This is a genomic window from Clostridium pascui, assembly GCF_016908015.1.
GTDB classification, from domain to species: Bacteria; Bacillota; Clostridia; order Clostridiales; family Clostridiaceae; genus Clostridium_AK; species Clostridium_AK pascui.
The window spans coordinates 46610-62898 of record NZ_JAFBDB010000003.1 but is presented as its reverse complement, the minus strand read 5'-3'; the positions used below and the strand labels follow the sequence as shown (position 1 = coordinate 62898).

The window sequence follows — 16289 nt, the reverse complement described above, 5'->3', positions numbered from 1 at the left end:
ATTGAATATAGGGATAAAGTACTGTGGAGGATGTAATCCAAGGTATGATAGAGGGAGTATAGTCTCAAAATTAAAAGACAGGCATCCTAAATTCAACATAGAGCTTGGGAAAGAAAATGTTATTTATGATATAGTGTTAGTTTTATGTGGATGCACAAGTTGCTGTGCAAATCATGAAAATTTAAAAGCTAAATACAAAAAGCTATTTATGAAAAGTGAGAAAGATTATATGGGTATTGAAAATGACATAGAAGATATCTATGAAACATTCTTTAAGGGGAGTGGTATGTGTGAGTTGGAAGGAAGTTTATAATAGTAAGCTTGTTTCTGCAAAGGAAGCAGTAAGTAAAATCAAATCAGGGAATAGATTAGTAACTGGACACGCAGTAGGAGAACCATCGATACTTATAAATGAAATGGTGGCAAACAAAGAAAGTTATGAAAATGTTGAAATTGTACACATGGTAGCCATGGGTAAAGCCGAATATGCTCAACCTGGTATGGAAAAATATTTTAAACACAATTCCATATTTGTAGGGGGAACCACTAGAGATGCGGTATCATCAGGAAGGGGAGACTTTACGCCTTGTTTCTTTTCAGAAGTGCCTAAGATGTTTAAACAAGGGTATTTACCTGTAGACGTAGCTCTAATTCAAGTAAGTCCACCAGATGAACATGGGTATTGTAGCTTTGGAGTTTCCAATGATTACACAAAGCCTGCTGCAGAATGTGCCAAAACTATAATTGCTGAAGTAAATGATCAAATGCCAAGAACTATGGGAGATTCCTTCATACATGTTTCAGAAATAGACTATATGGTCGAAGTTTCCCATCCTGTAATTGAACTGAAGCCTCCTAAGATAAGTGATGTGGAAAAGGCGATAGGAGAAAACTGTGCAGCACTTGTAGAAGATGGGTCAACACTTCAGCTAGGTATTGGAGCTATCCCTGATGCAGTACTACTATTTTTAAAGGATAAAAAGGATCTTGGAATACATTCAGAAATGATATCTGATGGAGTAGTAGAACTAGTAGAAACAGGAGTTATAACTAACAAACAAAAAACTATTCATCCAGGGAAAATCGTTGTAACTTTCCTTATGGGAACAAAGAGGCTATATGACTTTGTAAACAACAATCCAATGGTTGAAATGTACTCTGTAGACTATGTAAACAATCCATGTGTTATTATGCAAAATAATAAGATGGTATCTATAAACTCATGTGTACAGGTAGATTTCATGGGTCAAGTTGCTTCAGAAAGTGTAGGACTTATGCAAATAAGTGGAGTTGGAGGGCAAGTTGATTTTGTAAGAGGGGCTAACATGTGTAAAAATGGTAAGTCAATAATGGCTATGCCATCAACTGCAGCTAAAGGAAAGGTTTCTAAGATAGTGCCTTTATTAGATGAAGGAGCAGCAGTAACCACATCAAGAAATGATGTAGACTATGTGGTTACTGAATACGGTATAGCACAACTTAAAGGAAAGAGTTTAAAGGATAGGGCAAGGGCACTTATAAGCATTGCACATCCAAATTTTAGACCTGGTTTAATTGAGGAATTTGAGAAAAGATTTAAAGCCAAGTTTTAATATTTAAAGATGGGGAGGATTAATCATGGCTTTACAAAGAGAATATGGAAAAGAACAACCATATATTCCCGCGGGACCGTTTAAAATAAGATTGCCATTTATACACTACAAGTGGGAGATGTCTGAATGTCTACAAGCAATACTCATGTGTGCAACATGCCTCGGAGCAATTCCGGTGCTAGAAGATGTACTTGGTGTACCTTATGAAATTGCTTGGAGTATGGTTATTATCAATGGTTTCCTTTATCTATTACACACTTTACTAGGAGACCCTGTTGTTCCGGGGTGGATTACACCAGCTATACCGCTTACAACTGCATTTTTAACAGGGTATATGCAGGGACCAGAAAGAGTTCAAGCGTTGATAGCACTACAACTTTTGGTGGGAATTATATTTTTAATCATGGGTATAACAGGCCTAGCAGGCAAGGTAATACACTTTGTTCCTACATCCATTAAAGCAGGTATTCTTTTAGGAGCAGGTCTTGCTGCTATTATTGGAGAATTTAAAGTAGGTGGCAGATTTGGAAAATATCCAATTGCAATTGTCATTGGCGGATGTGTTGCGTACTATTTGTTGTTTTCTGAAAGTTTTAAAAGTTTAAGGAAAAGAAACAAATTTATGGATAGTATTGGGAAGTATGGAATGCTCCCAGCTGTTGCTTTGAGTATCATCGTTGGACCAATAGCAAAGGAATTGCCAGTACCTAATATAGAAATCGGAACTGTATTCAAAATTCCAAATGTGGGGGGAATATTTAAAACTTTGAGTCCTTTTAGTATTGGATTTCCAACTATTAGTGTTTTTGTTGCGGCAATACCAATGGCAGTAATGGTTTATATAATCGCTTTTGGTGATTTTGTAACAAGTGAGTCTCTTATAAAGGAGGCAGATGAAGCAAGACAGGATGAAAAAATTGACTTTAGTGCTAATCGATCTAATTTAGTAAGTGCACTTAGAAATATAATTCAAGCATTATTTAATCCATATGTTGCTTTATGTGGACCATTGTGGGCGGCAGTAACAGCAGCTGTTGGGGAGAGATATAAGGAAGGTAGAGGCGCTATGGACTCTTTAGTTGGAGGAATGGGAACCTTCCGATGGATGACATTTATATCTGTAGCTTGTATACCAATTGTTTCGTTAGTGCAACCAGTATTGCCAGTAGCATTGGCACTTACATTACTTGTTCAAGGTTTTATTTGTACAAGACTTGCCATGAGTATGTGTCAATCTGATTTAGACAGAGGTATCGCTGGGGTTATGGGTGCAATTATCGTAACAAAAAGCGCAGCTTGGGGATTAGGAATAGGTATCTTATTACACTTTATTTTAGCAGATATGAAAAAAAATAAAGTAGCTGTAAAAGAAACTTTGAATAGCTAATATTCTTTCATTCTTAGCTTATAGGCACAAACAGAAATATCACTGATTTTGATATGGGAAAGAATAAAGAGAAGTTGATGTAAATTTATATCAGCTTCTTTTTTATATAAAATTATAAATGAGTACTTTAAAATTTTAATTTTAAATATAGAATTATTTTAAAATTAAAGAATAAGTAACGTGAACTTATCATAAAATTCAAAAAGAAGTATAATTTATGATATTAATGTCAGTATAGGGGGAGTGATGTTTACATGGATTGGAGAGAACTCTATAATGCTAAATTAGTTTCTGGAAAAGAAGCTGTAAGTAAAATCAAATCGGGAGACAGAGTAGTTATTGGGCATGCTATATCAGAACCATCCACAATTGTAGATGCTATGGTGGAAAATAAGGAAGAATATGAAAATGTTGAGATTATTCATATGCTGCCTATGGGGAAAATGGAGTATGTAAAGCCTGGCATGGAAAGGCATTTCAGGCACAATGCCTTATTTGTTGGTGCTAAAACTAGAGAGGCTGTATCTTCAGGAAGAGCAGACTATACTCCATGTTATTTTTATGAGATCCCTAACTTATTTAAAAAAGGATATATATCTGTAGATGTAGCTTTAATTCAAGTAACTCCTCCAGATGAGCATGGATATTGCAGCCTTGGGGTTTCTAGTGACTATATAAAACCTGCCGCAGAATGTGCAAAGCTTGTAATTGCAGAAGTAAATGATAAGCTCCCAAGAACATTAGGAAATTGTTTTATTCATATTTCTGATATGGATTATATAGTAGAAGCATCGCACCCTTTAATAGAGTTAAAACCTCCTAAAATAACTGATGTTGAAAAAGCTATAGGAGAAAATTGTGCATCACTTGTAGAAGACGGAGCAACTCTTCAGCTAGGTATTGGAGCTATTCCAGATGCAGTGCTTTTATTTTTAAAAGATAAAAAAGATTTAGGAATACATTCTGAAATGATATCAGATGGAGTAGTAGAACTTGTGGAAGCTGGAGTAATAACAAATAAGAAGAAAAGGCTTCATCCAGGAAAGATTATTGTAACTTTTCTGATGGGTACAAAAAGATTATATGATTTTATAGATAACAATCCTATGGTTGAATTACATCCTGTAGATTATGTTAATAATCCATGCGTTATCATGAAAAACAATAATATGATATCTATAAACTCCTGTGTACAAGTGGATCTAACTGGGCAAGTTGCTTCAGAAAGCTTAGGGCTTACCCAGATAAGTGGAGTTGGGGGACAAGTTGACTTTGTAAGAGGGGTTAATATGAGTAAGAATGGAAAATCCATCATGGCACTACCTTCAACTGCAGCAGGTGGAACTATATCAAAAATAGTACCTCTTCTTGATGAAGGAGCAGCTGTAACAACGTCAAGAAACGATGTGGATTATATAGTAACTGAATACGGTATAGCAAAACTTAAGGGTAAGACTTTAAGGGATAGAGCAAGGGAACTTATTAACATTGCACACCCTAAATTTAGATTAAGTTTAATGGATGAGTTTGAGAATAGATTTAAGATGAAATTTTAAATAATCCCCTAGAGATCATTCTGTAAAGTAGAATGATCTCTAGGGTTATTTTGCTTTATAGATACAGGCTAAAATGCTATCCTTTATCCGTTGACTATTTCTCCACCATTTACATGAATAATTTCTCCAGTTATAAAGGAGGCATCATTAGAACCTAAAAATACGTAAGCTGAAGCAAGTTCCACAGGCTGGCCTGGTCTTCCAAAGGAAGTATTTGAACCAAATTGTTTTACTTTATTAGTGTCGAAAGAAGAAGGTATAAGTGGAGTCCAAATAGGACCTGGCGCTACAGCATTTACTCTTATTCCTTTAGATGCTAGTGAGATTGCCATAGATCGAGTAAAAGTAACTATAGCGCCCTTACTTGATGAATAGTCTATAAGGAGTTCATGTCCCTTATAGGCTGTGATGGAAGCTGTATTTATTATAGATGATCCTCTTTTCATGTGAGAAAGAGCTTCACGAGTTAAATAAAACATAGAAAATATATTAGTTTTAAAGGTTTCTTCAAGTTGAGCATCTGTGATACTTTCTATAGTATTTTGAACATATTGCACTGCAGCATTATTTATTAAAATATCTAATCCCCCAAGTTCTGTTACAGTTTGTATTACTGCAGACTTACAAAATGCGGAATCTTTAATGTCACCAGGAATAAGTATGCAGCGTCTGCCATATTTCACAACAGATTCCTTAGTTTCTTCAGCATCTTTATGTTCATTAAAATAAACTATTGCAATATCGGAGCCTTCTTTAGCATAGGAAATAGCTACAGCTCTTCCTATTCCACTATCTCCACCTGTTATAAGAGTTACCTTATTTTGGAGCTTTTCTGAGCTCTTGTAACTAGGATTATCATAAATAGGTTTTGGATTCATATCCTTTTCAATTCCTGGATGTACATTTTGATGCTGAGGTGGAATTTGTTTAGGAAAGTTTTGTATAAAGTTTTGCATATCACCCATATTAGCATGCCTCCCTATGGTTTCTATTGTTTATTTTATAAAGATAGTACTTATTTATTATTTAAAATACGTCTTTGAAATATTCCTAAGCAAGTGGTGTAAATTTTGTATATGTTTGGTTTATAGGGGAAAAATAAATTAAAATGAATAGCTAGTTAATTTTAACAAATTTAGTTAAAAGGAAAGCAGAAAATATGAATATTAGTAACAAAATAACAGAAAATCAATATAGGTCAATTGTAGAAAGTTCTATGGTAGCTGTAGGAATATTAACTTTGTCTAGGGGAGTAAGTAGAAGTGCTTACCATGAGGGGTGGATATCTGTAATTCTTGGGGGAATATATCCTATAATTGTGGTGTTAGCAGCAGATTTCATTGATAAAAAAATGAATGGTTGTAGTTTTGAAAAAATAAATGATAAGATATATGGAAAGTTTTTATCTAAAATAATATTAATAACTTTTTTTATAAAGTTTGCTATTTATGGAGCTAGTATTTTATCAGGTTTTGTGAATGTAGCAAAAATAGTAATTATTCCATTTATATCACCTTATGTAATACTAGCTGTTTTATTTTTTATAACCTCATATGCAACTATAAATGGTCTTACATTAGTTGGAAGACTATGTGAGGTAGTATCTTATTTATTGGTATTTCTAGTAATTATGATGAACTCACTTTTATTTGAAGGGCATATGATAAATGTCAAACCATTATTTTCATCCTTTAAAAATATAATTTCAGCGGTACCAAATAGCTTGTTTTCATATACGGGAGTAGAAATGAGCTATATAACTATACACTTTATAACTAATAAATCTAACCCTAAGAAAGCAGGTTTGCAGGCAGTTTTATTTATTGTTTTTACATATGCATCAAATGTATTTGTAGTTATCTACTGCTTAGGATGGGAAATAACTTCAAAAAATTCATATCCAATTTTATTTTTAGCCTCTACTTTAGAAATACCTCTAATTGAGAACCTTAGAACAACATTAATGGTAATATGGAGCTTTATTATATTTAGAATTCTTACTTGTGACTTTTTTGCTGCAGCATATAGTTTATCAAAGGCTTTTAATATGAAATATAAAGTAAGTTTGATAATTACTTTAATACTAGGGTTAATTGGAAGCATTTTCATGATGCCTGAATACAATAGGGTAAATATTTTAGACAAGGTTACTCCATATACCATGGGCTTTGGAGTTTTATGGGGAGTAATAACTACCATAATTATTATAATTAAAAATAAAAAAGTATCTAATAATTCCTATAAAAAGGGTGATTAATTAATGATTGAGCTTAAGTCGAATTTAAATGCTAATGTAGATATAATTTCATCTAATATTCCTTTAAATTATAATTTTATAAAAAGAGAATTAGTTATTAAGAACGGAGTGCCTTGTATTATTTTATATATAAGCAATCTTGTAAAACAGGAGTATTTGGAAAATAACGTAATAAATCCTTTGTTGTTCCAAGTACAATCACCAATAGATAATGTTATAAATAAAGTAGAGTTTGTGGCTAAAAAGTTTATTGTATCAAGTGAAATTGAGATAACAAAGGATGTAAGTCTTATAGCGAGTGAACTGATGCATGGCAAATGTGTTGTTCTAATTGAAGATGGAGACAAAGCTATAATTTGTAATACATCAGGCCCTAAGCATAGAGCTATTACAGAATCTGAAGTAGAAAAGGTAATAAAGGGTGGAAAAGAAGCCTTTATTGAAAGCTTAAGTATCAATGTAGCTTTAATACAACAAGGAATTAAAAATGAACACTTAAAGATTGATAAATATGTATTTGGAAAAGAAAATAAAGCAGATGCAGTTTTAATGTATTTAGATAATGCTATTGATAAAGAGATTTTACAGAATATAAAGGATGATTTAAGTTCTGTAAAAATGCCTCAAGTTTTAGGACCGGGTGTTGTAATGCAACTGGTGGAGAAATTTCCATATTCAATTTTTCCTCAATCAAAAACTACTGAAAAACCTACAAAGGCAGTGTCTGATATACTCCAGGGAAAGGCAGTATTAATAGTAGAAGGTGCACCTTATGTAATGATAATGCCAGTTGTTTTTATGGAGTTTTTTCAGGAAGTTGAAGACTACGGTAATAGGCTGCTTTTAGCAAATTTCGACAGAATAGTAAGACTTTTAGCCTTAGCAATTATTTTAACTTTGCCATCCATATATCTTATACTTCTTAAATATAATAGTGAGCTTACACCGCTAAATTTATCAAAGATAATAGTAAGATCAAGGCTTGATATCCCACTGCCTCCTTTTATAGAAATACTTATGATGGAGATAGTAGTTGAGGTGCTTAGAGAAGGGGGATTAAGATTACCGACTCCTGTAGGGCAAACGCTGAGTATAATAGGAGGTATTATACTTGGTCAGTCAGCTACTGAAGCTGGAATTGTAAGTCCTACAACCTTAGTGGTTATCGCTATTACAGTTATATGTACATTTGTTATTCCTAATTATGATATGGCACTTTCAATAAGACTTTTAAGATTTGGCATGCTTACGTTAACTGCTTTATTAGGCATATTAGGACTTTTACTAGGTGTACAATTAATAGTAGTAAGATTAATGAAGATGGATTCTTATGGAGTCCCTTACCTTTCACCTATAGCTCCATTAAGATTTAGTGGATTAAAAGATACATTAATTAGAAGTAAAATTGAAAAGTTAAATAAAAGAGCAACGGGATTTAAACTAAACGAAAATAAAAATAAACAATAAGAGGGTAATTGTGAACAAAGAAACTAACAATAAAATAACGGAAAACCAATATATGGCACTTGTTCAAAGTTCAATGATTGCAATAGGAATACTGACACTTGCTAGAGGTTTAGCTAAACATGCTTATCAAGATGCATGGGTATCAGTGATTATTGGGGGAATATATCCAATAATTGTAGTAATGATGGCCTCCTTTATTGACAAGAAAATGAATCACCATAATTTTTGGCAAATAAATAAGGAGTTGTATGGAAAGTATTTATCCTATACTATAATTTTAATATTTATTGCAGTATTTTCTTTTTCTGAGCTAAGCATAATATCTGGCTATGTAAATGTAATAAATATAGTATTAGTTTCATATTTGCCAATGTATGTTAGTGTGATTGCTATTATGTTGCTAACTTTATATACTGCTATAAATGGACTTAATATAGTAGCACGATTATGTGAAATGGTATTCTATTTGCTAGTAATTCTTATATTCATAACATTATTCCTTATTTCTAAAGGAAATGTTATAAATGTAATGCCTTTTTTTAGTTCATTTAAAAACATATTAGCTGCTATACCTGATAGCTCATATTCATATGCTGGAATAGAGCTTAGCTATGTAGTTATCTCATTTATAACTAATAAAAGAAACACTAAAAAATCAGGGATTTATGGTGTGTTAACTGTTATAGTTTCATATACAATAAATGTATTTGTGACTATATGGTGCATAGGATGGGAAATGACAGCTAAGTATTCATATCCAGCTTTATTTGTGGCTTCTAGTGTAGAAATACCTTTAATTGAAAATGTTAGGACTATAATAATGATTATATGGAGTCTTGTTATATTTAGAATTCTTGCATGTGAGCTATTTGCAGCATCATTTTGCCTATCTAAAATGGCTGATATAAGTTATAAAAAAAGTTGTGTCATTATAACAGCTATATTAATACCTCTAAGTTTTTTTCTATTACCCGAGCATAATAGGATAAAGATTGTGGGGAAAATTACTCCTTATCTAGTGATAGTAGGGCTAGCGTGGGGAGTCATAACCTCTATAATTATTTTAATTAACAAAAAGAATTATAAGGAGGAAATAAAGTGATGAAAAGGAGTATAAGTTTATGCTTAATTATGTCACTTACGTTGTTACTTTCTGGGTGTTATGATAGATACCCACAAGAGAGGCTAGGAATAATTGTAGGGCTGGGTTATGATTTGGAAAATGATGGAGTAATGGTTAGGTATAAAGACACATCAGAAACATTTGTTTTTAGAGGACAACAACAAATTGATCACGAAGTAGCAACAGGACCAGGCAAGTCTATATACAGCACCCAAGATGAGCTTCAATCCAAGTCTAGCAGAAAGTGGATTATGGGAAGTGAATTGGTATATTTGATAGGAAAAGAAAGGGGAGAGTATGGAATTAAGGATTTAATTGATGCAATGATGAGGGATGCCGATAGAAGAAGAGGGGCATCGGTAGCTCTTTGCAGACAGTCGGCAGAACAATTGTTTCAGTTACAACCTAAGGCATACTCCACTATGGCAGAAGACATTCATGGCACTTTGGAATTTGCATGGGAAGAAAGCTTTTTCAGCAAGGATATTAGAATCAGTGATGTTTTACAGATGTATCATCAAGAAGGAAGGGAAATTGTGATTCCTTATCTTGGGATAGATAGAAATAGAGTTAAAGTAATAGGGCTTGCACTATTTAATGCGGACAAGATGATAACTACTGTAGGCTTAGGGGAAGCAAAACTTATAAATCTTTTAAGAAATAACGGAACAAAGGGGCATTTAAGTGTAAACTTCCCAGAAAAGAATAATTATTATGAAGGGTATTTTACAACTAATCGCAAAGTTAAAGTTTCTACGGAAGAAGATAATTTAAAGTATTCTATAAATTTAACACTTAGAGGAAACTTAAAAGTTAATACTGTAATTAATAAAGCTATAACAAAAAAAGAAGTTAAGGAAATAGAGAAGAATTTCGAGAAGATGCTAAAGAAGGATTTAGAGGGAGAAATAAAAAAAGTGCAGCAATCACATGGAGTTGATTGGATGGATTTAAGTAAATATGCAGTAGCTAAGTATGGAAGATTAAGTGACTATGGAAGCAATGAAAACTTTAAGAATGCTCAAATAGATGTAAATGTAAAAGTTAAAATAGATTCTATAGGAGGAAAAACTGAATAATTTATGCTATAATCTATTTGCCTAAACATAAATACATTTGGAGGTTTTTAAAATGGCGGATAGAATAGAACTGCCTAGATACATAAAAATTGCAGTTGATGTAGCTTCAAGAATATATAAAGGTTCATTAAAGGAAGCAAGTACTTTAAAGGGGAGATCCATACTTGCAAGTGAGTATAATGTATCTCCTGAAACTATAAGAAGATCCATGAAGCTTTTAGAGGATAAAGGAGTTGTAGAAGTAAGCAAGGGCATAGGAGTTATAGTAAAGTCGTCTAAAAATGCTTTGCAATTTATAGATAGTTTTAAAGAAAAGGAACATATAGGTGACCTAAGAAGTTCACTAAAAAATTTAACAGATAAAAGGGATGAAATAGAAAAGGAAATACAAGAAGTAAATTCAAAAATACTTGAATATTCTTATAGATATAAGAGTACAAATTTAGTAGAAATATTAGAAATTGAAGTGCCAATAGAATCAAAAATAATGGGAAAAACTGTGGGGGAAGTACAATTTTGGTACAATACTGCAGCAACTATAGTTGGAGTTAAAAGAAAGAATACAATACTTATTTCTCCAGGGCCGTATTTAGTGTTTACTCAAGGAGATATAATATTAGCGGTTGGAGATGAATGGGTAAGTGAAAGAATAAGAAAATTCCTAGAAAACTATGATAATTATAAATAGGGTTCTAGATGCTGAAATTAAGTTTGTATAATTAGGAGTTTATTATATATCTATATAAAAGGATAGTTTTCCAAGTAAAAATTAACCATATTTTACTTGGAAAGCTATTTTTTTTATTGACATACTGACAACTTAATGATAATATAAAGTTGTTAGATAAAGCAACTTAGATTGGTTGAAAAGTTGTTTCATAATAATGGAAGGAGAGAATATATTTATGAAGATAGAAATTAAAAATTTATATAAGATATTTGGTAAAAGTCCTAAAAAAGTTATCTCCCTTCTTCAGGAAGGCATGAATAAAGAAGATATATTAAAGAAGACAGGTAACTCTGTAGGAGTTAATAATGCAAATTTCCAGGTTAATGAAGGTGAATTTTTTGTAATTATGGGGTTGTCAGGAAGCGGTAAATCAACTCTTTTAAGATGTTTGAATAGGCTTATAGAGCCAACTTCTGGAGAAATATTAATTGACGGACAAGATGTCTTAAAATGCAATGAGGAAGAGCTTAGGGAAATTAGAAGAAAGAAAATGGCTATGGTATTCCAAAACTTTGGGTTATTACCTCATAGAACTGTATGTAAAAATGTTGAATTTGGATTAGAAATACAAGGTATAGATGAAAAAATACGAACTGAAAAGGCTTATAAAGCATTAGAGCTTGTAGGACTTAAGGGATATGAAGAAAAAATGCCTCATGAGCTTAGTGGTGGTATGCAGCAAAGAGTAGGACTTGCAAGGGGACTTGCTACAGAACCTGAGATACTTCTGATGGATGAAGCCTTTAGTGCATTAGATCCTTTAATAAGAAAGGATATGCAGCAAGAAATGATAGAGATTCAATCTAAAATGAAAAAAACAATAATATTTATCACCCATGATTTAGATGAAGCATTAAGATTAGGAGATAGAATTGCAATAATGAAGGACGGAGTAATAGAACAAATAGGAACTTCTGAGGATATCCTGGCCAATCCTGCAAGTGAATACGTAAGGAAGTTTACTCAAGATGTCGATAGAACGAAGGTTATGACAGCAGGTTCTATAATGCAAAGAACAAATGTAATTATATCAACAAAAGATGGTCCTAAGGCTGCAGCAAGAGCTATGGAAGAGCAGGGAATTTCAAGTATATATGTAACAGATAAAGATAGGATACTTCAAGGTATAGTAAAAATTGATGATGCCATTGAAAGCTACAAAAAAGGAGAAAAAGATATATCAGATATAATAATAAAAGAAGTAGCTGTAACTTCTCCAGAAACTTCAATAGCAGAGCTTCTTCCTATAGCAAAGGATATCTCATATCCAATAGCTGTGGTAGATAAGGAAAATAAGATGCTAGGAATAATTAAAAGATCTACAATTATTGCAGGAATCATAGGAGAGGAGGAATGTAGATAATGACATTTCATATAGGACCTTATTTTGAGGTTATTATTGAATGGTTAAAATCAAATTTAGAAGTTTTTTTTGATGGAATAAAAATGATAAGTGAGTTTTTAATAGATGGGTTAGAAGGTATATTAACTGCTCTGCCAGCTTTGGTTATTATACTTTTAATAACTGCGCTAGCATATTATATGGCTAGTAAAAAAACAGCGGTATTTACTTTTTTAGGGCTTTTCTTTATAAATAGCATGGAGCTTTGGAATCAAACTATGAGTACATTATCTCTAGTTTTAGTATCTACACTATTAGCGCTTCTTATAGGTGTTCCACTTGGGATACTTTCAGCAAGATATGACAGAATGAATAGAATTATGAGACCAGTTTTAGATTTCATGCAGACCATGCCAGCATTTGTATATTTAATACCAGCAGTTCTTTTCTTTGGTATGGGAAAGGTTCCTGGGGCAATAGCTACTGTAATCTTTTCTATGCCGCCAGCTGTAAGACTTACAAACTTAGGAATAAGACAAGTACCAAAGGAAGTTATAGAAGCATCGAAGTCCTTTGGATCCACTAGAAGTCAAATGCTTTATAAAGTTCAGCTCCCTATAGCACTTCCTACAATACTTGCCGGGGTAAATCAAACTATAATGCTATCCTTATCCATGGTAGTTATATCAGCCATGATAGGAGCAGGTGGACTTGGAAGAGAAGTTTTAACAGGAATAACTCAGCTGAAGATAGGTACAGGCTTTGAAAGTGGACTTGCAGTGGTAATTCTTGCAATGATACTGGATAGGATAACTCAATCTCTTGGAAAAACTGCGTAACATTAAAAATATTACTAGATACTACGGAAGGAAGAAATTCAGCGAGCTGAATTTCCATAACAATCCATAATAAAAGGAGTGATTTGATGAAATTAAGAAAAGGTATATTAAAATCAATTGCACTGATGTCTATTGGAGTGATAACTGCGGTGTCATTAGCTGCTTGTGGAGCGTCAAATAAGGAGAAGAGTGGAGATTCATCTAAAAAAGTTAAACTTGCCTATGTAAACTGGGCAGAAGGTGTAGCCATGACAAACCTTGCAAAAGTCGTACTTGAAGAAAAAATGGGATATACAGTAGAAATGACAGAAGCAGACCCAGGTGTAATATTTACATCTCTTGCAGAAGGAGATACTGATGCATTCCTAGATGGATGGCTTCCTGTTACACATAAAAACTACATGGATAAATATAAGGATAAGTTGTTGGATTTAGGCACTAGTTTTAAAGGCGCTAAAATAGGACTAGTAGTACCAAAATATGTAGATGTAAATAGCGTGGAAGAACTTAAAGCTAATAAGGATAAATTCAATGGGAAGATAATAGGAATAGATGCTGGTGCAGGTATAATGGAAACTACTAAAAAAGCTGTTTCTGAATATGGTCTTGATATGGAACTTATGGAAGGTAGTGAGCCAGCTATGCTTACAATGTTAAAAGATGCTATAGATAAGAAAAAACCTATAGTTATAACAGGATGGGCCCCTCATTGGAAGTTTTCAAAATGGGATTTGAAATTCTTAGAAGATTCAAAGAAGGTTTATGGTGAAGCAGAAGATATTCATAAACTTGCAAGACTTGAATTCGATAAAGATATGCCAGAAGCAGCTGAGTTTTTAAAGAATTTTACAATGGATGAAAAGCAACTTGGAGATTTAATGGCAGCTATAGCGGATGGTCAAAAGCCATTGGAAGCTGCAAAAGAATGGATGAACAAGAATGAAGATATAGTAAATTCATGGGTACCAAAGAAATAAAATTACAAATTAACTTTTCATATAATGACAAGTAGTTTAATTAAAGCTACTTGTCATTTGTTTTTTTGTAACATGCTTCAATATTAAAGAAATGAAAGTAGGCAGTTGTGGTATTTTCGCAATATTGAGATTATTATTGAAAAACTAATATCTGAAAAATTTTGTGATACAATAAAAGTGAATAAAAATACAAAAATTAGGGGGAATATATCGTGAAACCCAAATTATTAAAAATGTTTCAAAGAAGGGAGTTAACTGGAGAGAGAATTCTAAAGGATATAGTTGCAGGAATAATAGTTGCAATTGTAGCATTACCACTGTCAGTAGCTCTTGGAATATCTTCTGGAGTGTCTCCGGAAAAAGGACTTATAACTGCAATTATGGCAGGATTTTTTATTTCTTTTTTAGGCGGGAGCAGAGTTCAAATAGGAGGGCCTACAGGAGCATTTGTAGTAATTGTATATGGAATAATTGAAAAACACGGAATAGAAGGACTTATTATAGCAACTATGATGGCGGGAGTGATACTCATCATTTTAGGACTTGCTAGAATGGGAAGCATAATAAAATTCATACCTCATCCTATAACTATAGGATTTACATCAGGTATAGCAATTACACTACTTTCTACACAAGTTAAGGATTTCTTAGGACTTTCAATTGAAAGTGTACCAGCAGAATTTATTCATAAATGGCAAACTTATTTTCAGCATTTTAACACCATAAATATACCTACATTATTAGTAGGATTAACCTCTTTAGGCATAATGATTTTATGGCCTAAAGTAAATAAGACAATACCAGGTTCACTAATAGCACTTATAATTGTAACTGCAGCAGTAAGTATTTTTAAGTTACCTGTTGAAACTATAGGAAGTAGATACAGTAATATTTCTTCATCAATACCTATGCCTTCTATAAGTTTAGTTAGCTTCAATACTATTCAAGAGCTTATAGGACCTGCATTTACTATAGCTATCTTAGCTGCTATAGAATCATTGCTTTCAGCAGTAGTAGCTGATGGTATGATAGGTGGGAAGCATGATTCTAATATGGAACTTGTGGCTCAAGGAGTTGGAAACATTGTATCAGCATTGTTTGGAGGAATACCTGCAACTGGTGCCATAGCTCGAACAGCTGCAAATGTAAAAAATGGAGGAAGAAGCCCTATATCAGGAATTGTACATGCTATAACTTTGCTTTTAATAATGCTTATATTTATGCCGCTTGCAAAGCTTATACCAATGACAACATTGGCTGCAATACTTATTATTGTTTCTTACAATATGGGGGAATGGAAGTCTTTTTATTTCTTTATGAAAGCACCAAAAAGTGATATGGCAATACTTGTATTAACATTTTTATTAACGGTTATATTTGATTTAGTAGTAGCAATTGAAATTGGAATGGTGCTTGCAATGTTTTTATTTATGAAGAGAATAGCAGATACCACAACTATAAAAACTTCCATATGTGAAAATTGCAGTGAAGAAGATGAAGTTGTAGAAAATAGCAATGGTAATGATAAAATATTAATATATGAAATAAATGGACCATTTTTCTTTGGAATAGTGCATAAGTTTCTAGAAGTTATGACTGAAATAAATAAATCCTATGATGTACTTATACTAGATATGAAAAATGCTACAAGTATTGATGCTACTGGAATGGATGCTTTAACAAGATTATATGCAAGATGCCAAAAACATGAGGTGAAGGTACTACTTGCAAATGTAAAGGAGCAGCCGTATAGTGTTTTGGAAAGTATGGGCTTTATAGAGTTAATTGGAGAAGAATGTGTATTTGAAAGTAGAGATAAAGCAATGGAGTTCGTAGCATAGCTCTGTACTAGTCTCTATACAAAGTGCATGTATTGGTATATTTATACATAATGCGATTTTAAATTGAAAATATAATCTTACTGTAATATAATAAAAAAA

General features: G+C 32.7%; 14 protein-coding genes. 13 read left to right on the top strand and 1 reads right to left on the bottom strand.

What is annotated here, in order from left to right:
* Position 1: 1 nt before the first annotated feature.
* From JOC70_RS09080 to JOC70_RS09065, 4 genes are all read left to right on the top strand, one after another.
* The gene (locus JOC70_RS09080; RefSeq protein WP_204598574.1) at positions 2-313 is read left to right on the top strand and encodes a hypothetical protein; all 312 of its coding nucleotides are present in this window, start codon (positions 2-4) and stop codon (positions 311-313) included.
* Positions 291-1592 (top strand): acetyl-CoA hydrolase/transferase family protein, encoded by a 1302-nt coding sequence (locus JOC70_RS09075; protein WP_204598573.1) that lies wholly within the window; start codon positions 291-293, stop codon positions 1590-1592. The genes JOC70_RS09080 and JOC70_RS09075 overlap by 23 nt, the downstream gene beginning before the upstream one ends.
* Positions 1593-1617: 25 nt before the next feature.
* A complete protein-coding gene (locus tag JOC70_RS09070) occupies positions 1618-2979 on the top strand; it encodes a SulP family inorganic anion transporter (RefSeq protein WP_204598572.1) in 1362 nt (453 codons plus the stop codon).
* A gap of 254 nt (positions 2980-3233) precedes the next feature.
* Positions 3234-4535 (top strand): acetyl-CoA hydrolase/transferase family protein, encoded by a 1302-nt coding sequence (locus JOC70_RS09065; RefSeq protein ID WP_204598571.1) that lies wholly within the window; start codon positions 3234-3236, stop codon positions 4533-4535.
* A gap of 83 nt (positions 4536-4618) precedes the next feature.
* On the opposite strand, the gene JOC70_RS09060 is transcribed toward JOC70_RS09065, so the two are convergent.
* Positions 4619-5500 carry an SDR family oxidoreductase gene (locus tag JOC70_RS09060; RefSeq protein WP_204598570.1) on the bottom strand — a complete coding sequence of 294 codons (882 nt, stop codon included), beginning with the start codon at positions 5498-5500 and terminating at the stop codon, positions 4619-4621.
* 194 nt (positions 5501-5694) lie between these two features.
* Here JOC70_RS09060 and JOC70_RS09055 point away from each other — a divergent pair, with 194 nt between their 5' ends.
* From JOC70_RS09055 to JOC70_RS09015, 9 genes are all read left to right on the top strand, one after another.
* A complete protein-coding gene (locus tag JOC70_RS09055; protein ID WP_204598569.1) occupies positions 5695-6792 on the top strand; it encodes a GerAB/ArcD/ProY family transporter in 1098 nt (365 codons plus the stop codon).
* A gap of 3 nt (positions 6793-6795) precedes the next feature.
* The gene (locus JOC70_RS09050) at positions 6796-8259 is read left to right on the top strand and encodes a spore germination protein (protein WP_204598568.1); all 1464 of its coding nucleotides are present in this window, start codon (positions 6796-6798) and stop codon (positions 8257-8259) included.
* Positions 8260-8269: 10 nt separating this feature from the next.
* Positions 8270-9361, top strand: a complete 1092-nt coding sequence (locus JOC70_RS09045; RefSeq protein ID WP_204598567.1) for an endospore germination permease — start codon at positions 8270-8272, stop codon at positions 9359-9361.
* Complete coding sequence (locus JOC70_RS09040; protein ID WP_243429096.1) at positions 9361-10461, top strand: Ger(x)C family spore germination protein; 1101 nt, start codon at positions 9361-9363, stop codon at positions 10459-10461. Before JOC70_RS09045 ends, JOC70_RS09040 begins: the two co-directional genes overlap by 1 nt.
* Before the next feature lie 52 nt (positions 10462-10513).
* Entirely contained in the window at positions 10514-11149 is a 636-nt protein-coding gene (locus JOC70_RS09035; RefSeq protein WP_204598565.1) for a GntR family transcriptional regulator, read from the top strand.
* A 217-nt stretch (positions 11150-11366) separates the two neighbouring features.
* Positions 11367-12554 (top strand): quaternary amine ABC transporter ATP-binding protein, encoded by a 1188-nt coding sequence (locus JOC70_RS09030; protein WP_204598564.1) that lies wholly within the window; start codon positions 11367-11369, stop codon positions 12552-12554.
* Entirely contained in the window at positions 12554-13372 is an 819-nt protein-coding gene (locus tag JOC70_RS09025) for an ABC transporter permease (RefSeq protein ID WP_207755277.1), read from the top strand. Before JOC70_RS09030 ends, JOC70_RS09025 begins: the two co-directional genes overlap by 1 nt.
* Before the next feature lie 86 nt (positions 13373-13458).
* Positions 13459-14349, top strand: coding sequence for a glycine betaine ABC transporter substrate-binding protein (locus tag JOC70_RS09020; protein ID WP_204598563.1), 891 nt, complete (start codon positions 13459-13461; stop codon positions 14347-14349).
* 212 nt (positions 14350-14561) lie between these two features.
* Positions 14562-16190 (top strand): SulP family inorganic anion transporter, encoded by a 1629-nt coding sequence (locus JOC70_RS09015; protein WP_423880670.1) that lies wholly within the window; start codon positions 14562-14564, stop codon positions 16188-16190.
* Positions 16191-16289 lie beyond the last annotated feature (99 nt).

Bases quoted from the DNA above. Each gene is read 5' to 3' on its own strand.
- JOC70_RS09070 (WP_204598572.1), top strand. From the start codon at position 1,618: ATGGCTTTACAAAGAGAATATGGAAAAGAACAACCATATATTCCCGCG.
- JOC70_RS09065 (WP_204598571.1), top strand. From the start codon at position 3,234: ATGGATTGGAGAGAACTCTATAATGCTAAATTAGTTTCTGGAAAAGAA.
- JOC70_RS09060 (WP_204598570.1), bottom strand. From the start codon at position 5,500: ATGGGTGATATGCAAAACTTTATACAAAACTTTCCTAAACAAATTCCA.
- JOC70_RS09055 (WP_204598569.1), top strand. From the start codon at position 5,695: ATGAATATTAGTAACAAAATAACAGAAAATCAATATAGGTCAATTGTA.
- JOC70_RS09050 (WP_204598568.1), top strand. From the start codon at position 6,796: ATGATTGAGCTTAAGTCGAATTTAAATGCTAATGTAGATATAATTTCA.
- JOC70_RS09040 (WP_243429096.1), top strand. From the start codon at position 9,361: ATGAAAAGGAGTATAAGTTTATGCTTAATTATGTCACTTACGTTGTTA.
- JOC70_RS09035 (WP_204598565.1), top strand. From the start codon at position 10,514: ATGGCGGATAGAATAGAACTGCCTAGATACATAAAAATTGCAGTTGAT.
- JOC70_RS09030 (WP_204598564.1), top strand. From the start codon at position 11,367: ATGAAGATAGAAATTAAAAATTTATATAAGATATTTGGTAAAAGTCCT.
- JOC70_RS09025 (WP_207755277.1), top strand. From the start codon at position 12,554: ATGACATTTCATATAGGACCTTATTTTGAGGTTATTATTGAATGGTTA.
- JOC70_RS09020 (WP_204598563.1), top strand. From the start codon at position 13,459: ATGAAATTAAGAAAAGGTATATTAAAATCAATTGCACTGATGTCTATT.